The organism is Gemmatimonadales bacterium, from assembly GCA_036265815.1.
Classification (GTDB): Bacteria; Gemmatimonadota; Gemmatimonadetes; order Gemmatimonadales; family GWC2-71-9; genus CAVVWJ01.
This window is the reverse complement of the sequence record DATAOI010000021.1, coordinates 57,585-80,795: the sequence shown is the minus strand read 5'-3', so window position 1 is coordinate 80,795 and position 23,211 is coordinate 57,585. Positions and strand designations below refer to the sequence as shown.

Genomic DNA, 23,211 nt, shown 5'->3' with positions numbered 1-23,211 from the left:
GATGACCCAGCCGCTCTGGACGCCGGGACCGGAGCGGGTCGCTGCGGCGCAGGTCACGGCATTCATCGAGCGGGTGCGGCGGGAGTCGCCGCCGGGCTCCGAGGGCGTCCACGATTTCGGCACGCTGTATCGCTGGTCGGTCGACCGTCCCGCTGCCTTCTGGGCCGGGGTGTGGCGTCATTGCGGGGTCCTGGCCGTGGAGCGGCCCGGCCTCCCCCCATGGGACGAGGTTCTGGTGGGTGGGGACCGGATGGCGCCGCCCGATCCCCAGCTGGGTCCACGCTGGTTCACTGGTGCCCGTCTCAATTTCGCGGAGAACCTGCTCCGCCATGAGGACGATCGGCCGGCCCTGGTCTTCTGGAACGAGCAGGGCCCCGGGAAGCGGCTGAGCTTCCGCGAGCTGCGAGCGGAAGTGGGGGCCTCGGCCGGCGCCTTGCGGAGGCTTGGTGTCGCGCCGGGCGACCGGGTAGCCGGGTTCCTCCCCAACCTTCCCGAGACCGTGATCGCGATGCTGGCCGCCACCAGCATCGGCGCGGTATGGTCCTCCTGCTCTCCCGACTTTGGGGTCACCGGCGTGCTGGACCGCTTCGGCCAGATCCGCCCGCGCGTGCTCTTCTGCGCCGATGGGTACCGCTACGCGGGCAAGGAGATCGACTCGCTCGGGCGGGTGCGCGAGGTCCGGGCCCGGATTCCGGAGATCGAGCGCGTCGTGGTCGTGCCATACCTCCACCATGCTCCCGACTTGGACGGGCTCCCCGGTGCGGTGGTGTGGGAGGACTTCGTCGGGCCCCACCGCGGCGCCGAGCTCGAGTTCGCCCGGCTGCCCTTCGATCACCCGCTCTACATCATGTATTCGTCCGGCACCACCGGACTGCCCAAGTGCATGATTCACGGCGCCGGCGGGACCCTGCTCCAGCATCTGAAGGAGCTGGTGCTGCATACCGACCTCACTCCGGCCGATCGGATCTTCTTCTTCACGACCTGTGGCTGGATGATGTGGAATTGGCTGGTCTCCAGTCTGGCGGTGGGCGCCACGGTAGTGCTGTTCGACGGTGCTGCGCTCAGCCCTCCCGCTATCCTGTGGGAGATGGCGGCCACGGAGCGGGTGACGGTGTTCGGGACCAGCGCCAAGTACCTGGCGATGGCCGAGAAGGAGGGTCTCGAGCCGACGCGAACGCACGACCTGTCGGCCCTTCGGGCCATCCTGTCCACCGGCAGCCCGTTGGCCGGTCACAGCTACGACTACGCCTACAGCCGGATAAAGCAGGACCTTCATCTCGCGAGCGTCAGCGGCGGCACCGACATCATCTCCTGTTTCGCCCTGGGCAATCCGATCGGTCCGGTCTGGCGCGGCGAGCTGCAGGCCCGCGGGCTGGGCATGGCGGTCGAGGTGTTCGATCCGAACGGTCACGCGACCCACGGGCAGGAAGGGGAGCTGGTTTGCACTCGTCCCTTTCCGAGCATGCCGGTGGCGTTCTGGAATGACCCGGACGGGGCCCGGTACCGAGCGGCGTACTTCGATTTCTACCCCGGCACCTGGCGCCACGGCGATTGGGCGCGGCTGACGGAGCACGACGGAATGGTCATCCTCGGCCGCAGCGATGCCACGCTGAATCCGGGCGGAGTGCGCATCGGCACCGCGGAGATCTACCGGCAGGTGGAGGAGCTGCCCGAGGTGCTGGAGAGCCTGGTGGTTGGGCAGGAGTGGGAGGGCGACGTGAGAATCGTCCTGTTCGTGCGCCTCCGGTCCGGGTACGTCCTGGACGAGCCGCTGGCAGACCGCATCCGGCGCCGGATCCGCGAGCGTACCACACCGCACCATGTCCCCCGGAAAATCGTCCAGGTGGAGGACATCCCCCGCACCATCAGCGGCAAGATCACCGAACTCGCGGTCCGCGAGGTCATCCACGGGCGCTTGGTCAGAAATCTGGATGCGCTGGCTAACCCCGCATCCTTGCAGCACTTTCGTGACTTGGCCGAGCTCCGAACGTAACTGAAGTCCAAAAGTGTGATGTATGACCTAGTGCATCGGCCAAATTGGGCGTACCTTCTCATCTCCATGAATGTGCGGGCTTACGGCCCGCGGCTGACGTCAACGATGACAGGGCCCTGGCAGGCCGGGTATCTGTCGCTCTGAGGAGCGAAAACCATGAAAATGATCTGGATGCTAGCGGCCGCGGCCTCCCTAGCCGCATGCCACAACCGGTCCGATGAAACGGGTGCGGCGCCCGACAAGGGCGGCGATACCACGAGCGTCACCCGGACCGACACCAGCTCGATGAAGACCGACACCACCATGAAGGCCGATACCGGCACCTACGCCCCGTCAACCGGCGTGGACACCACCAAGACTCAGCCGGGCGCGCCCACTGATACCACGCAACAGGCGCCTCCAGCAGCCAATCCGCCGGCCGCCGCCCCCAGCGATACTTCGTCCATGGGGCGGGACTCTACTTCGATGAGCGCGCCGTCGGACAGCACCAATCCCTCGAGCTCGGCGGGTGCCCAGGACAGCGCTGCGGTTAACCCAACCGCTCCGTCCGACAGCACCATGGGCCAGCCAACTGATACCAGCAGCACTCAGCCCAAGTAACGGGCGGGCCTGGCACAACTGAGAACGGCCCCGGCGGATACCGCCGGGGCCGTTCCTGTGTCGTGGCATCGGCTTGGCGCAGGGGGACCGGCCCCGCTACAATCCGCCATGGCTTCCATCGAGGTCACCCGCACCTATCTGGAGATGGGCTCTCCGGGGGAGCTCCGCGCCACGGCCACCCCGGTTCCCGCGCCCCGAGTTGAACGGATCGGCGAATGCCTCGTTTCGTTCTTCCGCTATCTCTACGCGGAGGTGGGCCGCGCCTTCCACTGGGTCGACCGGCTGGGGTGGACCGATGCCATGGTGGAAAGCCACCTGGCCAGCCCGGCGATCTCGCTCTGGCTGCTCACCTGGCAGGCGGCACCCGCCGGCTACTTCGAGCTCCGGCAGCATGCTGATGGTTCGGCGGAGATCGCCTATTTCGGCCTCCTGCCGGACTACATTGGCCGAGGGTGGGGCAAGTTTCTCCTCACCGAGGCCGTCCGCGCGGCATGGAGCCTGAACCCGACCCGCGTGTGGATCCACACCTGCACGCTGGACCATCCGGCCGCGCTGCCCAACTACGTGCGGCGCGGATTCAAGCCGGTCCGGGAAGAGATCTACAGCGCGGACGTTCGCAGCGCACCCACCGGCTAACGCACGAAGAAGAAGGCCAGTCCCAGCACCGCATACACCGCCAGCAGCAGCGCGCCTTCCAGCCAGGTGGTCTCCCCATCCTGGGTGATGGAGTTGACCACGAACGCCACCGCGGCCACCGCCACCAGCTCCAGCGGATTGCTGAAGACCAGGTCCATCGGGGTCCCTAGGGCGTAGGCCACCAGCACCAGCAACGGCGCGGTGAGCAGCGCGATCTGGATGCTGGAACCGACCGCGATGGTCATGACCAGGTCCATCCGGTTGCGGCGGGCGAAATACACCGCCGCGAAGTACTCGGCAGCGTTGCCGGCGAGGGGCAGCACGATGACGCCGAGAAAGAACGGTGTCAATCCGAGGGCCTGTGCGGTGCCCTCGAGGGCGTGTGCCACCAGCTCGGCCTCGAAGGCCACGGCCGCGGTGGCGGCCGCCAGGACGGCGAATGCCTGCCACAGGGGCCAGAGGACGGCCCCCGGCTCGGCGGCCTCATCGTCGACTCCGAAGATGTCGCGGTGGGTCACCAGGGTGTACACCAGGTTCGCGCCGTAGGCCAGGATCAGCACCACGGCCACCCCCAGGCTCAGACGCTCGTCGAGATCGCCCACCGACGGCACGCCGCTCAGGTGGCGCTCGGTGTAGTCGAACAGCGCCGGCACCAGCAGGGCGATGACCGAGATGATCAGCAGGGTGCCGAGCAGGCCGGCCCGCTCTCGGTGAAACGACTGCCGCTCCCGTCCCCAGCTTCCCACCACGATGGCCAGGCCGAGCCCGAGCAGGCTGTTGCCCACGATCGAGCCGGTGATGGTGGCCTTCACCACCGACGGCTTGCCCGCGGCCAGGACGAATAGCGCCAGGATCAGCTCGGCCGCGTTGCCGAGGGTGACGTTGAGCAGGCCACCGATGGCGGCGCCTACGGTGGCGGCCACCTGCTCGGTGCCCTTCCGGATCCAGTCGGCCAGCGGGACGATAGCCACGGCCGCGGCCAGGAAGACCACCGCCGGTGGAGCGTCGAGATGGTCCAGCGCCAGCGAGATGGGAATCAGTGCGAGCGGAAGGACCCGAAGGACCGAACCTGCGCTCATGTACCCTCCCGGGAGACTCGTGTGACGCAGATCGCGGCGTCCGCCAGGCGTGTTGTCCAACGTAGCCGCGGTCATTCAACGCACAACCCGGCCGATCCTGGCGGCCGGCCAGAGGAGCGTTGCCCTCATGGTCTGTCGACACCACGCCGTGCTCGCGTCTGTAATCCTGCTGGCCGCCGGATGCTCCGAGTCACGCTCCGAGAGATCCGGCTCGGCCGCCCGCACGGCGACACACAATGTGTCCGACAATGTGTCCGAACCCAGGCGCAGCGAGCTGGGCGCCCGGAGCCCCGGCCCGCGCGCCGTCCCGGCCGCCGCCGCCGCGGCGGCGCCGGACACCAGCGAGAGTCAGTGGATCATCCCAGCCAAGAATTACGCCTCGACCCGCTACAGCACCCTCGACCAGATCACCGCCTCGAACGTGGGCCAGCTCAAGCTCGCGTTCAGCTTCTCGACCGGGGTGAACCGGGGACATGAGGCGGCGCCGCTGGTGGTCGGCAACACGATGTACATCGTGACGCCGTTCCCCAACCTGCTCTACGCCCTCGATCTCACCCAGCCAGGCGCGCCGCTCAAGTGGACCTACAAGCCCGATCCCGCCTCGGCCTCGCAGGGAGTGGCGTGCTGTGATCTGGTGAACCGCGGCGCGTCCTACTTCGACGGCAAGATCATCTACAACACGCTGGACGCGCACACGGTCGCGGTCGACGCCAGCACCGGCAAGGAGGTCTGGCGCACCAAGGTGGGCGACATCAACCAGGGCGAGAGCACCACGATGGCGCCGCTGGTGGTGAAGGGAAAGGTGCTGGTCGGCAACAGCGGTGGCGAGTTCGGCATCCGTGGGTGGCTCACCGCGCTGGACGGGAAGACGGGCAAGCTGGTATGGCGGGCGTACACCACGGGCCCGGACAAGGACGTGCTCATCGGTCCCAACTTCAAGCCGTTCTATCCCTCGGACCAGGGCAAGGATCTCGGCGTCTCCAGCTGGCCGGGAAGCGCGTGGAAGATCGGCGGCGGCGGCGTGTGGGGCTGGATCTCCTACGACCCCGAGCTGGACCTGATCTACTATGGCACGGCGAACCCCGGCCCCTGGAATCCGGACGTCCGTCCGGGCGACAACAAATGGACGGCCGGGATCTTCGCCCGCCGCCCGGAAACGGGCGAGGCGATCTGGGCCTACCAGTGGAGCCCGCACGATCTCTACGACTACGACGGGATCAACGAGCAGCTTCTGCTCGACCTGCCGGTCAACGGCCAGACCCGCAAAGTGCTGGTCCGGCCCGAGCGCGACGGCTACGTCTACGTACTCGACCGCGCCACCGGTCAGGTCCTCTCGGCCGACCCCTTCGGATACATCACCACGACGGCGGGGATCGATCTCAAGACCGGCCGCCCGAAGCAGGTCGAGGAGAAGCGGCCCCAGACGGGCAAGGTGGTGCGCGGCATATGTCCGGCGGCGCCCGGGGTCAAGGACTGGCAGCCCTCTTCGTTCTCTCCGCGCACGGGTCTGATCTACATCCCGCACCAGAACCTCTGCGAGGATGAGGAGGGCACCCAGGCGGACTACATCGCCGGCACGCCCTACGTCGCGGCGATCGTGAAGATGTACCCCGGGCCCGGTGGACACCGCGGCGAGGTCACGGCCTGGGATCCCGTGGCGCGGCGCGCCGCCTGGGTCGTGAAGGAGCGCTTCCCGGTGTGGAGCGGGACGGTGGTGACCGCGGGCGACGTGGTCTTTTACGGCACCATGGACGGATGGTTCAAGGCGCTGGACGCGAAGGACGGGCGGGAGCTCTGGCGCTTCAAGGCTGGCTCGGGAATCATCGGCCAGCCGATCTCCTATCGCGGGCCCGACGGCAAGCAGTATGTGGCGGTGCTGTCGGGGGTAGGGGGCTGGGCCGGTGCCGTCGTGGCCGGCGGGCTCGACGTTCGCGACTCCAGCGCGGCGCTGGGCTTCGTCAATGCGATGAAGGACCTGCCCCAAGTCACCACCAAAGGGGGCATGCTGTATGTCTTCGCGCTGCCCTGAGCGGCGCTGGGTCCTGGGCGCTGTGGCCCTCTGGGCAGTCACCCTGGGCGGGTGTGAGCGCGAGCGCCGTGGATTCCACGACCGGGTGCCGGGTACGCCCGCGTTGAGCATGGTCCGCCAGAGCGATCTCCAGCCCGGCCCCAGGACGGCCGACGCCGCCGTGCCCAGCCCGTACGACGACAACGCCTACGCGGTCTCCGAAGGCAAGCGGCTCTTCAATCAGTACAACTGCTCGGGCTGCCACTTCCAGGGCGGGGGTGGGATCGGTCCGCCGCTGATGGACGCCGAATGGATCTACGGGAGTGAGCCCCAGAACATCTTCGCCACGATCGTCGAGGGGCGTCCCAACGGGATGCCGTCGTTCCGGCACCGGATCCCCGACCAGCAGGTCTGGCAGCTGGTGGCCTACGTGCGCTCGATGAGCGGGCTGCTGGCCAAGGACGTGGCCCCCGGCCGGAGCGACGACATGCAGGTGACCGCGCAGGAGCAGCAGACCACCAAGGAGCACCCGGTGAAGTCGGCGGTGCCCCCCTCGACCCAGCGGCCGTGACGACGCTCGCCGACTCGGTGGCCTGGATCGGCGGGCACTCGGTGCACGTGCCGGACGGTCCGGTGGCGCTGCTGCTGGACCGGCTGGGCGACTATATGTACGCCGTCTCCGCGGTGCTCTGGGTGCTGGTGACCGCGGCGCTGCTCTGGGCGGTCTTCCGGCGCCGGGCCGAGGGCGAGGACCCGAACGATCCAGCGCGCGAGCGTCGGATGCAGCGCACCGTGACGCTGGCGGTCGCCGCCAGCGCCGCCATCCTCTTCGTCTTCCTCTTCCTCAGCTACGATACCAGCCGCGCCATGACCGGCCGGCCGGCCGGCGAGCCGCTCCAGATCCGGGTGACCGGACACCAGTGGTGGTGGGAGGTGGAGTACCGAGATTCGCTTCCGCAGCACTGGGCCACCACCGCGAACGAGATCCACGTGCCGGTCGGACGGCCGGTGGTGTTCGATTTCCGCTCCAGCGACGTCAACCACAGCTTCTGGGTGCCCCAACTCGGCGGCAAGCGCGACCTCATCCCCGGACAGGAGACCAGCCTCTGGTTCCGGGCCGACACGGCGGGCGTCTATCGCGGCCAGTGCGCCGAGTTCTGCGGATACCAGCACGCGAAGATGGCATTCGAGGTGATCGCCGAGCCGCCGCCCCGGTTCGCCGAGTGGCTGGTGCAGCAGCGGGACACGGCCGCGACACCCACCGATTCGCTGGCGCAGCGGGGGCAGCTGGTCTTCGTCACGTCGCCCTGCGTGATGTGCCACTCGATCAGCGGCACCACGGCCGGCAGCAGGATCGGCCCAGACCTGACCCACATCGCCTCCCGGCGCACCATCGCGGCAGGCACGCTCCTCAACACGCAGGGCAACCTGTTCGCCTGGATCACCGATCCGCAGGGGCTCAAGCCGGGGACGCGGATGCCCGCGACCCAGCTCGGCCCCAAGGACCTGGCCGCCGTCGTCGCCTACCTGGAGACGCTGCGATGACGCCCGCCGTGGGCGTGGACCCGGGCGAGCACGCGGCGCTCGAGCGGGTGTGGCGGGACCGGACGGGCCTCTGGGGCTGGCTCACCAGCACCGAGCACAAATCCATCGGCAAGCGGTACATCATCACCGCGTTCGTGTTTTTCCTGCTGGGCGGCCTCAACGCAGGGCTCATGCGGGCGCAGCTTGCCCGGCCAGAAAACGGCCTCATCGGCCCCGACCGATACAATCAGCTCTTCACGGTGCACGGCACTACGATGATGTTCCTCTTCGCCGTGCCGATCATGACCGCGATGGGTCTCTATTTCGTTCCGCTCATGGTCGGGGCCCGGAACGTCGCGTTCCCCCGTCTCAACGCCTACGGATACTGGGTGTACCTCATCGGCGGCACGTTCCTCTACGTGCAGCTCCTGCTCAACACCGGCCCCGATACCGGCTGGTTCAGCTACGTGCCGCTGGCGGGGCCCGGCTTCTCGCCCGGCAAGCGGGTGGACACTTGGGCCCAGACCGTGACGTTCACCGAGATCGCCGCGCTGGTGGGGGCCGTCGAGCTGATCGTCACCATCTTCAAGAATCGGGCACCGGGCATGTCGCTCAATCGGATGCCGCTCTTCGTCTGGGCGATGCTGGTGATGGCGTTCATGATCCTGTTCGCCATGCCCTGGGTGGCCAGCGCGACCCTGTTCCTCGCCATGGACCGGCTCATCGGCACCCACCTGTTCAATCCGGCGGAGGGCGGGGACGCGCTCCTCTGGCAGCACCTCTTCTGGTTCTTCGGCCACCCCGAGGTGTACATCATCTTCGTGCCCGCGCTCGGCATGGTCTCGGAGATCGTGAGCACCTTCACTCGTCGTCCGGTGTTCGGCTATCCGGCGATGGTGCTCTCGCTCATCACCACGGGGTTTCTGAGCTTCAGCCTCTGGGTGCACCACATGTTCGTGACCGGGATCCCGGAGCTCGGCAGCAGCTTCTTCACCGCCGCGAGCTTCATGATCGCCATCCCGACCGGGATCCAGATCTTCTGCTGGATCGCGACGATCTGGGCCGGCAGGCCACGGCTGACGGTGCCGTTCCTGTTCATCCTCGGCTTCGTGGTCACCTTCATGATCGGCGGGTTCAGCGGGGTGATGATCGCGTCGGTGCCGTACGATCAGCAGGCCCACGACACCTACTTCATCGTGGCGCACCTGCACTACGTGCTCCTGGGCGGCGGGGTGTTCCCGCTCTTCGGCGCCTTCTATTTCTGGTATCCCAAGATCACCGGCCGCCTCCTCAGCGAGCGGCTCGGCAGATGGCACTTCGCCCTCTGGTTCATCGGGGTGAACCTCACGTTCTTTCCGATGCACCTGCTGGGTCTTCGGGGAATGCCGCGGCGGGTGTACACCTATCTGCCGGAGACCGGCTGGGGGCCGCTCAATCTGCTGGCCACGATCGGCGCCGTGATCGTGGTGCTGAGCGTGGTGCTCTTCCTGGTCAACGTGGCGCTGAGCCGGTGGAAGGGCAGTGAAGCGGGGGAGAACCCCTGGGATGCCCCCACACTCGAGTGGGGCACGACCTCCCCGCCGCCGAGCTACAACTTCGCCTACGTGCCGGTGGTGGAGGGACGGTCGGCGCTGTGGGATCGGAGCCCCGACCACCCGGTCGTGACCGGTCTTCGGACCGACATGCGCGAGGTCCTGGTCACCACACTGCTCGACGCCGAGCCCGATCACCGGCACCGGCATCCACAGTCCACCGTCTGGCCCCTGCTCACCGCGCTCTCGACCGGCGTCCTCTTCATCACCCTGGTCTACACGCCCTGGGGCCTCGTCATCGGCATTGTCCCCCTGACCATTTCGTTCATCGGCTGGGGGTGGCCGACCGAGCGCGACCATCAAGAGCAATTGCGGGAAGAGGCGGCGGCATGAGGACCGGGCGAACGCTGATCGACGTCTCCCGGCTTCCGACCGCGACCTTCGGTCCCCGGGACATGATGTGGTGGGGCACGGCCGGGTTCATCATGATCGAGGGCACCACGCTTTTCATCTGTGCCGCCACCTACTTTTACCTCCGACTCAACTTCGGGACCTGGCCTCCGCAGCACACCCTTCGGCCGAGCCTCCTGTGGCCCACGGTCCAGGTGGTTCTGATGGCCCTGAGCAACGGGCCGAACCTCCTGCTCCAGCGTGCCGCCAGGGCCCTCGATCTCAACGGGGTGCGGCGGTGGGTGCTGCTGGAGGCGATCCTGTGCGTGGTATTCGTGGCGCTCCGCTGGCAGGAGTTCCTCTCGCTCAACGTGCGGTGGGACGCCAACGCGTACGGGTCGATCGCCTGGGCCACGGTGGGCCTCCACGCAACACTGCTGGTGCTTCAGGCCCTGGAGACGCTCGTGTTCACCACTTTTCTGTTCAGCGACCGCATCGAGGAGAAGCACTTCTCCGACGCGTACGACAGCGCCTTCTACTGGTACTTCATGACCGGGAGCTGGGTCGTGCTGTACGTCGTGGTGTTCTTGGGCCCGCGGTTCATGTAGCAAGGAGCGGCCGATGACCATCGATTCCGAGATCCCCGTCCGTGACGGCACCCGCATCGGCGCGCTGTGGACGGCCAACCTGCTGGGGCCGGTCGCGGCGCTGCTCACTCAGGAGAGTGGTTACGTGCTGTCGGAGAAGGTCTCGTGCGCCCGCGGGCTGTTCTGGCCGCTCCACTTGAGTTTCGCCATCGGCCTCGCGCTGGCGCTGACCGGGGCCGTGCTCGGCTGGCGGGAGTGGCGCCGCTGGGGCGAGCAGCTCTCCACCCCCGCCGGCGATCCTGAAGGGCGCAGCCGGTTCATGTCGGTCATCGGCATGCTGGTGAGCACCCTTTCGGCGCTCTTCATCATCGCCATGTGGTCGGCCACGGCCTTCGTCCGCCCCTGCCAGTGATCGCGCCGGCGCTGGTCGTCCAGGCGGGCCCGCTCACCCCGCAGCACCTCTGGGAGGCCTGGACTTTCGAGCCCATGGTCGTTCTGGGGCTCGCGGGCAGCGCGCTGCTCTACGCGATCGGCCGGCACGAGCTCCGCAGGCGCATGCGGGATGCGGGCGCCTCCACCAGCGCCGAGGCAGCGGCATTCTGGGCCGGATGGACCGTGCTCGCGATCGCGCTCGTCTCACCGATTCACCAGATGGGCGAAGCGCTCTTCGCGGCTCACATGATCCAGCACGAGCTGCTCATGGTGGTGGCCGCGCCGCTCCTGGTGCTCGGCCGGCCGCTGGTGGTGGTGCTCTGGGCGCTCGCGCCGGCGTCTCGCCAGGTAGTGGGCACGGTGACGCGCACGCCGATGCGGCGGCTCTGGGCGGTCCTCACCCGTCTTGATGTGGCCACGGGACTGCAGCTGCTCGTGGTTCTCGGATGGCACCTCCCGGCGCTCTACCAGTGGAGCGTCCGCTCCGAGCTGGTTCACGCGGCGCAGCATAGCAGCTTCCTGGGCACGGCGCTGCTGTTTTGGTGGGCAGTGTTCCACGGGAGCCGTGCCCGGCTCCGCTACGGCGCGGCGGTACTCTGTCTCTTTCTTACCACCATCGTGACCAGCGGCCTCGGTGCCCTGCTGACGGTGGCTCCGCATCCACTCTATCCGATCTACGCAACCACCAGCCGGCCATGGGGTCTCTCGCCGCTGGAAGACCAGGAGCTCGCCGGCCTGATCATGTGGATCCCCGCGGCGCTCAGCTACCTGGTGGCGGCGCTGTGGCTCGCACGGGCCTGGCTGGCCGAGTCCGACCGGCGGGTGCGGCGCTGGGAGAGCGCCGCGCGGAGGCTCGTGTTGCTGTTGCTGGTGGTCGCGGCCAGCGGACTGGTGGCCTGCGGCCGATCGCCAGAGGCAAAGGCGCAAGAGCAGGCCAAGAAGGCCGCCTCGTGGCGGCAGACGATCCGCCTCACCCACGAGGCCCGGGCTCGCGGCGCGATTCCCGAGGTGTATGCGCAGCAGATGCTGGACGCCGCGGCTCTGGAGCTGCGGAAGCTGCAATGAAGCTGCTCGAGATCGCCCTGGGGATCGTGACCGGGATCGGCGGCTTCCTCGAAGTGGGCTCGCTCGCCACGTCCGCGCAGGCTGGCTCCGAGTTCGGGTTCCAGCTCCTCTGGGCCCTCGGGCTGGGCGTGGTCTGCATTGCCTTTCTGGTGGAGATGAGCGGCCGGCTGGCGGCGGTGAGCCACCATACCATCCCCGACGCCATGCGCGAGCGCTTCGGGGTGCGGTTCTTCCTCGTGCCCCTCGTAGCGGTGGCGGTGGTGTCGTTCCTGGTGCTTGCCTCGGAGATCGGTGGGGTGTGCCTCGCGCTCCAGCTCGCCACCGGCGTCAAATTCCAGTGGTGGGCCCCGCTGGTGGCGTTCATCGCCTGGCTTTTGCTATGGAAGGGGACGTTCGGCCTGCTCGAGAAGGGAACCTCCCTCCTGGGCCTCATCAGTCTGGCCTTCCTGGTGGGTGCATGGAAGCTCCATCCGCCTTTGGCGCCGATCGTGGCCGGGCTCAAACCGAGTGCGCCGACGCATGACTCCGCCCGGTACTGGTTCCTCGCGGTCAGCATCCTGGGTGCCTCGGTGAGCCCTTACCTCTTCTACTTCTATTCGGCCGGTGCGGTGGAGGACGAATGGGACGAGAGCTACATCGGCGTGAACCGGATCACCGCCGGGCTCGGCATGGCGTTCGGCGGCGTCGTCTCGGCGGCCGTGGTGGTCGTCGCCGCGCTGGTGTTCCTGCCTCGGGGCATCCAGATCGAACGCTACGAGCAGGTCGCGCTCTTGCTCACCGACCCGCTCGGCCGCTGGGGATTCATCCTGTTCGTCGCCAGCCTCGCCGTCACCTGCCTCGGCGCCGCGCTGGAGATCAGTCTGGAGATGGCCTACCTGGTGGCCCAGGGATTCGGATGGCGCTGGGGCGAGAGCCTCAAGCCGCGGGAGGACGCCCGGTTCAGCCTGGTCTATACCATGGTCGTGCCTCTCGCGGCCACGCTGATGCTGGTGGGCCTGGATCCGCTCAAGCTCACCAACTTCTCGATGGCGCTCACGGCGGTCTCGCTTCCGGTGGCCGTCATCCCGATGCTGGTCCTGATGAACGATCCGGAATACGTCGGCGACTGGGGGAACGGCTGGATCAGCAACGCCGCGGTGCTGGTGGTGAGCGTCGTGGCCTGCGTGGTCGCCCTGGTGGCCCTGCCCCTTCAACTGTTCGGGAGCTGAGATGGAGCTCGGCCGCGCAGTCCTCGATCAGCAAGTGACCGATCGGAACGGGACTCCGATGGGGCGAGTGGACGGGATCGTGCTCGAGCTCGGAGGGGAGGGCCCGCCTCGGGTGGCGCGCCTCGTCATCGGCGGGCCGACGCTGTTCCGGCGCATCAGTCCCGCCCTGGCGCGGCGGGTCGAGCGGTGGCGGAGGCGCTGGGGTCCCCCCGAGCGCAGCGGGGTCGAGGTGCCGTGGTCCAAGGTCACCAAGGTCGGGCTCGACGTACAGGTCGATCTCGATGCCGAGGAGACAGCCGCTCTGGCGTGGGAACGTTGGGTGCGGGAGCGGATCATCGGCCGGATTCCCGGAGCGTGAGCATGGCCCGGCATGAGGTGCGCTTCGAGGCTCTGATCGGATGTCCGGTGACCGGGGCGGGCGGAGCGTTCGCCCGAATCGAGGACGTGAGAGTCGAGCCCGACGGTGAGGCGTACCTGGTGCGGAGCTTCATCCTAGGACCGCTCGGCGCCTGGGCCACGCTCTCGGCTTTTTTCTGGCAGCTGCCCACGTTGCGCGCGCTGGGGCTCGGGCGGAAGAGCCGGATCCGGGTGGTCCCGTGGGAGCTGATCGATCTGTCCGATCCGGAACATCCCAAATTGCTGGAGCGGGAGGGACCAACCGCCTCGTGAGTACCGAGAGTCCGCGCAAGGGCATCCGCCTGGCAGCGGAGAACGAGTAGGCTATCTTCGCCGGATGACGCCCCGGCTCTCCGCCAGGCTCCGACTGGTCGGCGCGGCGGTCCTCTTCTCCACCGGTGGTGCCGCCATCAAGGCAGCGGCGTTCAGCGGCTGGCAGATCGCGGGCTTCCGTTCCGGTGTGGCGGCGATCGCCATCCTGCTGATGACTCCCGCCGCTCGCCGGGGGTTCACCCCGCGCGCGCTGCTGGTGGGTGTGGCGTACGCCAGTTGCCTCACGCTGTACGTGCTGGCCAACCGGCTCACCACCGCTGCCAACACCATCTTCCTCCAGTCCACCGCACCGCTGTACCTGCTGGTGCTCGCTCCCTGGCTGCTGCGCGAGCCGATCGGACGGCGGGATGCGGTGTACATGGCGATGGTGGCGCTTGGGCTCGCGCTCTTTTTCGTGGGGGTGGATCGGCCGGCGGCAACGGCGCCGGATCCGGTGCGCGGCAACCTGCTCGCGGTGGCGAGCGGGTTCGCCTGGGCGCTCACGATGTGTGGTCTCCGGTGGCTGGGGACGGGGCAGGGCTCGCAGGGGTCGCCGGTCGCGGCGGTGGTGGCGGGAAACGTCACCGCATTCCTGATCGCGCTCCCGATGGCGCTCCCGCTGGCCGCGCATCCGATCACCGACTGGGGCGTGATCCTGTACCTCGGGATCTTCCAGATCGCGCTGGCCTATGTGTTCGTAACCACGGCAATTCGGGCGATACCCGCGCTGGAGGCGTCGCTGATCCTGTTGATCGAGCCGGTGCTGAACCCGGTCTGGGCGTGGATCTTTCAGGGAGAGCAGCCGGGCGCCTGGGCGCTCATCGGGGGTGGGATCATCCTCGCCGCCACGGCGGTCAAGGGTATGTTCGACGCGCGGGCGGCCGCCCCGGGCTCGCTGGCGGCGCTCCCCATCGATCCGGTAGACTGAAGCATGGCGATGGAAACGCTGATCGAGACGGTGCGGGTGCGGAACGGCGTGGCGCCGCTCTGGGAGCTGCATCTTCGGCGACTCACGGCGAGCTGCCGGGCGCTGGGCGTGCCGATCCCGGTCGAGCTGCCCCCGCCGGCCGGGGGGAACGACCGGGTGCACCGGGTGCTGGTCAGCCGGCGCGGTGCCATGGCGGGCGAGCGGCCGGTGGGCAGCACGGCACCGGTGCGGCTCATGGTCTCCAAGGTGGTGTACAAGCCGTATCCCCATAAGCTGGTAGACCGGGAGCGATTCGACCGGACGGTGGCCGCGGCGAAGGAGGCGGGATTCGACGACGGGATCCTGCTCACCACCGGCGGAATCGTGGCGGAGACGGCCATCTGGGGCCTGTTCTGGTGGGAGGACGACACCTTGTGTGCGCCGGCGTTCGAGCTGGGGGTGCTCCCGGGCGTCGCCCGGGCCAGGATCGCCGAGCTGGGGCGAGAGCCGGAGCAGCGTCAGGCCACGATGGACCAGATCCGGGGGCGCTCGTTGTTCGTGGCCAACGCGGCGCGGGGCATCGTGCCGGTGGCGACGCTCGAGGGTGTCGCGGTGCCGCCGCATCCCTCGACCGAGGCGTTGGCCGAGCGATTTTGGCCTTGACCCGACCCCCTCGGACGCGGTAATTTTTCCGGCTCGCTCGGGCGGGCGCAGGTTCTCGCGGTGGTTGTAGCTCAATCGGTTAGAGCGCCGGACTGTGGCTCCGGAGGTTGCGGGTTCGATTCCCGTCAGCCACCCCTGGTAGGTCCCGGTTCCCGCGTCCGGTGGCGCTGCTCGCGTGGTGCCGGCGGGGGCTGGTGCAGAGGTCCGTAGCTCAAGTGGTAGAGCACCGGTCTCCAAAACCGGGGGTTGCAGGTTCGAGTCCTGCCGGGCCTGTGTGGGTGTGCGGGGTGGATGCGCGAGGTGGAAGGTCGCGGCGCTATCGTCTAGGGGACTAGGACGGGGCCCTCTCAAGGCCCAAACACGGGTTCGAATCCCGTTAGCGCTATCGGGCTTATGCCCTGTCGTCATCGGCCCCATCGTCTATCGGTTAGGACGGGACCCTTTCAAGGTCCAGAGAGGGGTTCGACTCCCCTTGGGGCTATGAGTCGAGGGCAGGACGGGACAGCATGCGCGCCGCTAGCTCAATTGGCAGAGCAAGTGACTCTTAATCACTAGGTTGTAGGTTCGATTCCTACGCGGCGCACTAGAAAACCACACAGAACACAAAACAGCACAACGGGCTACCTCGACGAGGTGGCCCGTTCGCTTTGATGTCCTATAATGTGGTTCTTGTAGGTTTTTGGCGCTGTAACATGGACAAATCATGTACAACTTTTCAACAAGTACGGCGGGGCGCTCACCCCCAGCACAGCTGAGCCGGATACTGCTTCTGGATACGTTGAAAGGAGCAGGGCCGATCGAGCAGAGGACGACTGCAGACGCAGCCCGCAGGCTGGCGGCTCCAAGATACAACCGGTAACTAAGAGACTTCCCCGGCAGTCGGATGAAGTTGCTGATACGCCGCGTGCCTGGGGTCCGAAGCCCAGAGATAATAGGGATGCCGCTCGGGCTGCGGCGCAGCCGTATGCGGCCGTGGGACGCTTCACTGAAGGGAAGCTGGTAAGGAAGGTGGTGTAGGTGCCGCATTGGTTGCTGAATCTGGTTGTGTCTCAACCCTCCTGAAGCTCCTCGACGCCTCCGAGAATGCCCCGGGCGACTCTCCGCCTCAATCCGGACTAGAGTTCGAAAGCGAGGCGCTCCAGAGCTAGGCGAGACTCGAATGCCGCATAGGCTCAGGGAGAATGTGCTTGCCGGCCTCGCTGTAGTGTCCGGGGGCTAGGGGTCCCTCCCGCTGCGCCCCTGACCTTCAGTACATTGTTCTCACCCCGAAGACGCTTCTCTTCTCCGGTCCCATGGTGGTCCCCGAATGCATGCCCTACCTTCCGAGCTTCAGTTAGGGTCCCGCAGTTCCATGTTTCAAACGCCTACCTTGCCATTCCCAGCGCTCCGCGAGCGCCGCCCGCCTCACCGTGCAGTCCGGCGTCAGCGCGCAGGCTGTTTACTCGCGTGCCTGGCAACCGTGCTCTGCGCCCCGGGCCGACTGGTCGGCCAGGGCCCGACCGGGGCCGCCCTGCAGGGCGCCATCGTCGGAGTCGACAGCACGCCGGTCACCGATGCCACGGTGCTCGTCACCAACACCTCCACCGGCGAACGGTGGCAGACCCTCACTCGAGGCGACGGCCGCTTCTTTCTGGAGCACCTCTCGGTCGGTGGACCCTACCGGTTGGATGTACGCGCCATCGGGTTCACTCCGGCCGACCGGAGCGGCGTCCTCCTGTCGCTGGGGCAGCGGGTGACGGTCGACGTCGCTTTGGTACCGACGGTGTTCCAGCTGGAGGAGGTATCCGTCAACGCGGTGACCGACCCCCGCATCAATGCAGGTCGCACCGGGCCAGCAATGACGGTTGTCGCCTCTACCATCGTCCGGCTGCCGATCGATGGGCGAGACTTCGCCCGGCTGGCACTGCTCTCGCCGCAAGTTACGCCGAGCGCCAACGGCGGGCTTTCATTTGCGGGACAGCACGACCGCCTCAACAGCCTGCAGGTCGACGGTACCACCGACAACGGCATCCGCGGCGATGGTGCAACCGGCGTCTTCGGAATCCCCGGCGATCAGAACTCTTTCGGCCGGTTCGCGCTCGTTCCCGAGGCCGTGCGGGAGCTGCAGATCATCACGGCGCCGTTCGACGTCCGGTACGGCAACTTCGCCGGCGGCTTGGTGAACGCCGTGAGCCGGTCGGGCTCGAATCACTGGGAAGGATCGATCTTCAGCTATCTCGACAGCCCCAAGCTTGCCGGGCACAACCCCGATGGCACCCTCCAGGACCCGTTCACCCGGCAGGAGTTTGGCGTCGCCCTGGGCGGCCCGATCGTCCGCGACCGGCTGGCGTTCTTCCTCAGTGCGGGCGGTCGGCGCCAGATCTTTCCCCAGACCACCTCCGCTCCGGGCCGCGACACCACGGGTGGAGCTGACTCGCTCGGCTCCGGGATACGCTACGCCACCGCGACCCGCTTTCAGGATCTCCTGCGAAACACCTACGGCGTGGATCCGGGCACCTTCGGGGACAACGCGTCCCGAGTGCCGACCCGCACGATCTTCGCGAAGGTTACCGCCCAGCTCGGCATCAACAACCGACTCGAGATTTCCCAGGACTACCTGCACGAAGATGCGAGGTTCGGCGGCGAGCACGATTACGGATTCCTGGGATTCTCGTCGCACGGCTCGAGAGATACCCAGGTTCTCAACGCCACCCGGCTCGATTGGACGGCAGCGTTCGGGCCGCGCGTGACCAACCAGCTCCTCCTGGCTCATCGAAGCGATCGGCACCGCTGCGAGCCCAACTCGCAATTTCCCACAGTCGAGGTCGCGGCGGATGCCGGCAGTATGATCGCGGGTGAGCAGAGAGGATGCCGGCAGGACAATTTCGAATCGATCTGGGAGCTGACCGACAATCTCGAGCTGGCGTCCGAGTCGCATCATCTCACGCTGGGCACGCACGAGGAACTGGTGCACCTGTACGATGCTGGTGACTTCACCGGAGGCTGGTTCTTCGAGAGCATGGATTCACTAGCACAGGGCTTGCCCGCAGCCTACGACATACTCATTCCTGGCCCGGTCATCCCAACAGGAGGCCGTCCAGACTTCCGAGTGATGCAGGTCGGCTTCTACCTCCAGGACCAATGGATCCCGAATCCGCGGCTCACGATCACCGCGGGGCTTCGGTTCGACGTACCGTTCCTGCGGACCACGCCGCCCGAGAACGCCGACCTGCTGGCTTCTCCCCTCAAGATCAGCACCGCACGCACGCCGGGCGGCAATTTGCTCTGGAGCCCACGCCTGGGCCTGAACTTCGATCCCTCCGGCAAAGGGGCGACGTTTGTCCGTGGCGGCATCGGCCTGTTCGCGGGCCGGCCGGCGTACACCTGGCTCGAGAACGCCTACGCCGACGCGGGTGTAGGACTGCTCTATCTCGCGTGCGATGGGGAAAACATCCCTGCCTTCACACTCGACGAGGCGGCTCAGCCGACGCAGTGTGCTGACATCGAGCGCCCAACTCCCGTCATCACCGTGTTCGACCCGGCGTTCCGGTATCCACGCAATCTCAAGATTGCCCTCGGCGCCGATCAGCGGTTGCCCTGGGCAATGGTGGGGACGGTGGATCTCCTGTACACCCGCGGGGTCAACCAGTTCGCCGAACGCGACCTCAACCTCCTGCCACCGTCGGCTGCCTCAGCCGGCGAAGGCGGGCGTGCACTCTACGGCACGATCGATCCGACCGAGGGGTTCTCGTCACCCAATCGGCGGGCCGCGGGTTTCGAGTCGGTGGCCCAGATCACCAACGGGTCCGGCGACCGCTCGTACTCGGTCGCCTTGCAACTCCAGAAACGGTTCGCCGGCGGGACGGAACTGGCCGCTGCGTACACTTACACCAACGCCAAGGACCGGACGGACTCACCGGGCAACAGCGGGCGTGGCAATCTGGGCCTCTCGCCGCTCGACGGTACCTGGGAGAGCCCGAACCTGCGAACAGCGCTCTGGAGCAGGCCCCACAAGCTCACCTTGTTCGGAACCGCCGATCTTCCGCTGAACGTCCGCCTGGGGCTCACGTACCTCGGCTACTCGGGCGATCCGCTGACTTACATCGTGCATGGCGATGCGAATGCCGACGGTCTCGACAACCTCGATGACAGTCGCCACAATGACCCGGTCTACATCCCTCGGAACGCTGCCGACATCACGCTGGATGACCCGGCGGACTACGCGCGTCTCGACCGCTACATCCAGGCGGAAGACTGCCTCCGGATGCAGCGCGGACGGCTCCTGCAGCGCAATAGTTGCCGAAACCCCTGGATCCACCGGCTCGACGCGCGAGTCGCCAAGGCGGTGCCGCTCGGGCGGGGGCAGTCAGTGGAGATCACGGCCGACCTCTTTAACCTGCTCAACTTCATCGACCACGATTGGGGCCAGGTGCGCCAGACGGCGGAGGAGTCCGGCGGCGTCGGGACTGGCGGTCGGGTGAGCTTGGTACAGTTGGTGGGGTACGACGTGGCGAATGCCCGCGGGATCTACCACGTGCTCGAACCGCGTCGGCACGAGCTTCAGGTCGACCCGAGCCGGTGGCGGATGCAGCTCAGCGCGCGCTACACCTTCTGATCGACGGGAAACGCTACGGTCACGGCGTCCGGCTCGGCGGCGGGTCACCCACGCCGGACAGCCGCGCCACCGCCTCTCTCGCCTCCTCCACCAGATGCCGGTGTGCCGGTACCGGCGAATCGTAGCGCAACAGGAATTGCCTAAAGTGGGCCTCGGCCAGCGCCGATTGGCCACGCGCGTCCTCGATGCGTGCGCGTTCGAGCTCTGCCAAACCTTTCAACACGGTCTTGCCCGTACCGCCGGGCCCGTCGCCAGCCTCGATCCCCGTAAGGAGCCGGAGTGCGGTCGCGGTATCGCCGCTTGCCAGTACCCATTGGGCGGCGGCGAGGCGACTGACCGGCATGAGAATACGGCTGTTATTGTGGGGATAGTACCGCTCGGCCTGCCACCATTCGAGGGTGGTTAACGCCTTGCCAGCCCCTCCAATGTTTCCGGCGAGGAATTGGTCAAAAGCTGCGAGAGTCTCATCCAGGACGACGGCGATGGAATCTCCGGATGCCTGGCTTGCGCGCCGCGCCGCAGCCAGCGCGCGACGATCACGCCGAGTGACCGCAACGATCCCGTCCAGCAGTGCCATTTCCGCCCGCTCAGAGGACGACAGCCCGACCAACGCACGCCGAGCGGGCTCGCGGCGGGCAGCCGCCTCGGCAACCGGCAGTGCTCCAACCCAGGCGCCGAGCGCCGCCAGCCGATACAGGATGAGGGGTGCCAGCGTATCAGCTTCGCCGGCGGCCTTTGCGTGGGCGTCGAAGACGGCGAGCGCGGAGTCCCACCCGCCGCGCGCGGCCCAGGCGTTCGCCATGGTCAGGGCGGCGTTTTCCGGCTCGAATCCCAAACGGCGCACCCGCCGAGAGAGCGCGATGTCAGCGCCGGGGAATCCGTAATACCCCGGATTGTTGTGGGCCTCCCGGCGGTTCTTCGCCAAGTCCCGGGCGACGCTGTCCAGCAGCACGCGAGCTCCGCCACTATCCCCGCGTTGAATGCGGTCTACCAGCCGGTACTGCATGAGCTGGTCGGCACCCCACTCTTTGATGAACGCCGGACCGGCGTCCAGCCGTTCGAGCGCCCCGAGCACGCGAGTCGAGGCCAGGGTGTCGTGGTCCTCCAGCACGTCTTCCATGAGATGGTCCCACGCCGGGATGAGGCCGGGATTCAGCCGGAGTGTTTCCTCGAACGCTGCTCGCGACTCAGCGCGGGGGTGTCCCAGCAGTGGGCCCCAGTGAAACAGGCGGTCCGCGTATTGAAACCACCCAAACCAGTTGCCCGGGAAGCGCTGGGTCAGCTCCCGCGCCCTCCACAGATTGGCGGGCGCCGGCGGCCCGATGGAGTCTTCCCCGAGATAGAGCCGATCGAACTCGGGCAGGCTGGCGCGGTGGGTCAGCAGAGCCTCCGTCTTCGCGCTGTCCAACTCCCGATGCCGCCACTCTAGAACATATGCATCACGCGCATAGGCGAGCCAGAACGACGAGTCCGCCTCAATGGCGCGAGCGTAGGCTTCCTCGGCGCGATCCCACTCGTTCCGCGCGAACGCACGCTCGCCCTCGAGAAAGGCTCGAAGGGCCGGGACGGATTTGGTCTTGAGGGCGGCGTCGAGGGTGGGCGTGGGCGGGGTTCCCCGACGCCAGATCTGCGGCAGGAGCACGCGCGCAACCGAGTCCGTGAGGGCCGCGATAGAATCGGACGGGGCCGACACGGTCAGCCGGGCCAGCGGGAGGCCGCTATCAGTGGTGAAGAGCCCAAGATCGAGCCGCACGGCGGGGCCAATCCGCACCACGCTGCCGTGAAGCACACTCCCGGCGCCGAAACGACGCCCGACGTCTCGGCCCGCCTCGAGCGAGGAGGCGGAAGGGATGGAGTGCGCGAGCACGGTATGGGGGTCGACCGTCCGGATCTCCCCCACGCCGTCCAGCGTCGCACTCAGGGTGAGGACCAGGTCGCGGCCCAGGCGCGCCAGCGCGGTATCGTCCACGCTGGGGGCGAAGGGGAGCACGGCGATCATCGAGGCCGATGGGGCGACACTTGATCCGTCGAGATGACGCCGGAATCGGACGATTCCCAGCGCGGCCACGACGGCGACGGGCAGCAGGCCAAGGCCGAGCCACCGACGAATTGGCGCACGGCGGGGAACCAGCTCCGTCGATTGGCTCGACTCGCTCAACGCGGCCGACAATTGATCGGCCGTGGCGAACCGGTCCGCGGGCACCTTGGCCAGGGTGCGGGTGACGGTCCGGTCGAGGCCCGGCGAGACGGTTGGCCGCACGGTCCGCAGCGACGGCACCGGATCGAGCGCGTGACGAGCCAGCAGCGCCTGCGTCGTGAGCCCCGTGAAGGGTGGTTGCCCGGCCAGCATCTCGTAGAGCACGCAGCCCAGGCTGTAGATATCGCTGCGCGCGTCGACGTCGTGGCTCCCTCCTGCCTGCTCCGGACTCATGTATGCAGGAGTGCCGATGGACAGCCCGGTCGCAGTAAGCCGTTCCCCGCCGGCCGCCGAGACGGCCCTCGCGATGCCGAAGTCGGCCACGATCGCTCCAGCAGCGTCGAGCAGAATGTTCTCCGGCTTGATGTCGCGATGCACGATGCCCCGGCTGTGCGCATGGCCGAGTGCCCCGGCGATCTGCCGGGCGATGAGCAGTGCATCGTCGATGGGCAACTGCTTTTCTCGCGCGATGCGCTGGCGAAGCGTCTCCCCCGCGATGTAGGGCATGGTGTACCAGAGCAGCCCGGAGAGCTCGCCTGAGTCGAGGACGGGGAGGATGTGGGGATGCTGCAGCTGCGCGGTAATCCGGGTTTCTCGGAGAAAGCGCTCGGGCCCGAGCGAGGCGGCGAGCTCCGGCCGGAGCACCTTGAGGGCGACGAGGCGCTCGTGCCGCACGTCCCGCACAAGATAGACCGTGGCCATCCCGCCCTGCCCGAGCTCCCGCTCGAGGGCGTAGCGGCCGGCCAGGGCATCGACGAGCGTGGAATTGACTGCGTTCACGGTTTGGCCGGGCTAGGGACCCTAAAATGTGGCTCGTGACGCGGCGGATTGCTAGCGAGCACTGCGCCCTAGAGGCAACCTCGACCGACCGGGATGAACGGGGCCCGCCTTCTCCTGACCCTCTCACCTTCTATCTCTTGACCATCTGATGTGAGAGCTAATCGAAGGGCTCCCAGTGACATTTTTCCGAGATACCTCTCTACCGCACAAACATCTGAAGGACGGTTCGGCCTGAAGGCGCGCAACTAAGGCGTCGCGCTGAGCATGTCTGCGGTGGTCTGCGCGACGAACGGCAAAGCGAACGGGCC

The 23,211-nt window shown here is 67.5% G+C and carries 18 protein-coding genes and 5 tRNA genes; 21 read left to right on the top strand and 2 right to left on the bottom strand.

Translation table 11 applies throughout. The annotated features are described in order from the left end of the window. The first annotated feature begins 1 nt into the window (after position 1). The 3 genes from VHR41_03355 (at position 2) to VHR41_03345 (ending at position 3,229) form a co-directional block, all read left to right on the top strand. On the top strand, positions 2-1,993 hold the full coding sequence (locus VHR41_03355) for an acetoacetate--CoA ligase (GenBank protein HEX3233204.1): 1,992 nt from the start codon (positions 2-4) through the stop codon (positions 1,991-1,993). A 156-nt stretch (positions 1,994-2,149) separates the two neighbouring features. Next, positions 2,150-2,593, top strand: a complete 444-nt coding sequence (locus tag VHR41_03350; GenBank protein ID HEX3233203.1) for a hypothetical protein — start codon at positions 2,150-2,152, stop codon at positions 2,591-2,593. Positions 2,594-2,701: 108 nt separating this feature from the next. Continuing rightward, complete coding sequence (locus VHR41_03345) at positions 2,702-3,229, top strand: GNAT family N-acetyltransferase (protein HEX3233202.1); 528 nt, start codon at positions 2,702-2,704, stop codon at positions 3,227-3,229. Here the strand turns inward: VHR41_03345 and cax are convergent. Beyond that, positions 3,226-4,308, bottom strand: coding sequence for a calcium/proton exchanger (gene cax, locus VHR41_03340; protein HEX3233201.1), 1,083 nt, complete (start codon positions 4,306-4,308; stop codon positions 3,226-3,228). The two genes, VHR41_03345 and cax, sit on opposite strands and share 4 nt — an antisense overlap. Positions 4,309-4,558: 250 nt before the next feature. On the opposite strand from cax, the gene VHR41_03335 reads away from it, so the two are divergent. The 18 genes from VHR41_03335 to VHR41_03250 all read left to right on the top strand — a co-directional run bounded on the left by VHR41_03335 (position 4,559) and on the right by VHR41_03250 (position 19,926). Next, positions 4,559-6,337, top strand: coding sequence for a methanol/ethanol family PQQ-dependent dehydrogenase (locus VHR41_03335; protein ID HEX3233200.1), 1,779 nt, complete (start codon positions 4,559-4,561; stop codon positions 6,335-6,337). Beyond that, positions 6,318-6,887, top strand: coding sequence for a cytochrome c (locus VHR41_03330; GenBank protein ID HEX3233199.1), 570 nt, complete (start codon positions 6,318-6,320; stop codon positions 6,885-6,887). Before VHR41_03335 ends, VHR41_03330 begins: the two co-directional genes overlap by 20 nt. Next, entirely contained in the window at positions 6,884-7,861 is a 978-nt protein-coding gene (gene coxB / locus VHR41_03325) for a cytochrome c oxidase subunit II (protein HEX3233198.1), read from the top strand. The genes VHR41_03330 and coxB overlap by 4 nt, the downstream gene beginning before the upstream one ends. Continuing rightward, positions 7,858-9,765 carry a cytochrome c oxidase subunit I gene (gene ctaD, locus VHR41_03320; GenBank protein HEX3233197.1) on the top strand — a complete coding sequence of 636 codons (1,908 nt, stop codon included), beginning with the start codon at positions 7,858-7,860 and terminating at the stop codon, positions 9,763-9,765. The genes coxB and ctaD overlap by 4 nt, the downstream gene beginning before the upstream one ends. Then, the gene (locus tag VHR41_03315; GenBank protein HEX3233196.1) at positions 9,762-10,370 is read left to right on the top strand and encodes a hypothetical protein; all 609 of its coding nucleotides are present in this window, start codon (positions 9,762-9,764) and stop codon (positions 10,368-10,370) included. Before ctaD ends, VHR41_03315 begins: the two co-directional genes overlap by 4 nt. A 13-nt stretch (positions 10,371-10,383) precedes the next feature. Continuing rightward, a complete protein-coding gene (locus tag VHR41_03310; protein ID HEX3233195.1) occupies positions 10,384-10,761 on the top strand; it encodes a hypothetical protein in 378 nt (125 codons plus the stop codon). Further along, on the top strand, positions 10,758-11,846 hold the full coding sequence (locus tag VHR41_03305; GenBank protein ID HEX3233194.1) for a cytochrome c oxidase assembly protein: 1,089 nt from the start codon (positions 10,758-10,760) through the stop codon (positions 11,844-11,846). Before VHR41_03310 ends, VHR41_03305 begins: the two co-directional genes overlap by 4 nt. Then, positions 11,843-13,054: a divalent metal cation transporter gene (locus tag VHR41_03300; protein ID HEX3233193.1), complete on the top strand. Its 1,212-nt coding sequence runs from the start codon at positions 11,843-11,845 to the stop codon at positions 13,052-13,054. Before VHR41_03305 ends, VHR41_03300 begins: the two co-directional genes overlap by 4 nt. Position 13,055: 1 nt before the next feature. Further along, the gene (locus VHR41_03295; protein HEX3233192.1) at positions 13,056-13,412 is read left to right on the top strand and encodes a hypothetical protein; all 357 of its coding nucleotides are present in this window, start codon (positions 13,056-13,058) and stop codon (positions 13,410-13,412) included. Between the two features lie 2 nt (positions 13,413-13,414). Then, positions 13,415-13,723: a hypothetical protein gene (locus VHR41_03290; protein ID HEX3233191.1), complete on the top strand. Its 309-nt coding sequence runs from the start codon at positions 13,415-13,417 to the stop codon at positions 13,721-13,723. A 64-nt stretch (positions 13,724-13,787) separates the two neighbouring features. Beyond that, positions 13,788-14,690, top strand: coding sequence for a DMT family transporter (locus VHR41_03285; GenBank protein ID HEX3233190.1), 903 nt, complete (start codon positions 13,788-13,790; stop codon positions 14,688-14,690). A 3-nt stretch (positions 14,691-14,693) separates the two neighbouring features. Then, positions 14,694-15,332 (top strand): aminotransferase class IV, encoded by a 639-nt coding sequence (locus VHR41_03280; protein HEX3233189.1) that lies wholly within the window; start codon positions 14,694-14,696, stop codon positions 15,330-15,332. Positions 15,333-15,392: 60 nt separating this feature from the next. Continuing rightward, positions 15,393-15,466, top strand: a tRNA-His gene (locus tag VHR41_03275). Positions 15,467-15,532: 66 nt separating this feature from the next. Continuing rightward, positions 15,533-15,605, top strand: a tRNA-Trp gene (locus VHR41_03270). Between the two features lie 39 nt (positions 15,606-15,644). After that, positions 15,645-15,717: transfer RNA gene (locus VHR41_03265), tRNA-Glu, on the top strand. 24 nt (positions 15,718-15,741) lie between these two features. Next, positions 15,742-15,813 (top strand) — tRNA-Glu (locus VHR41_03260). A gap of 29 nt (positions 15,814-15,842) precedes the next feature. Beyond that, positions 15,843-15,915 (top strand) — tRNA-Lys (locus VHR41_03255). 876 nt (positions 15,916-16,791) lie between these two features. After that, positions 16,792-19,926, top strand: a complete 3,135-nt coding sequence (locus VHR41_03250) for a TonB-dependent receptor (GenBank protein ID HEX3233188.1) — start codon at positions 16,792-16,794, stop codon at positions 19,924-19,926. Between the two features lie 19 nt (positions 19,927-19,945). On the opposite strand, the gene VHR41_03245 is transcribed toward VHR41_03250, so the two are convergent. Beyond that, on the bottom strand, positions 19,946-22,903 hold the full coding sequence (locus VHR41_03245) for a serine/threonine-protein kinase (protein ID HEX3233187.1): 2,958 nt from the start codon (positions 22,901-22,903) through the stop codon (positions 19,946-19,948). Between the last annotated feature and the right edge of the window lie 308 nt (positions 22,904-23,211).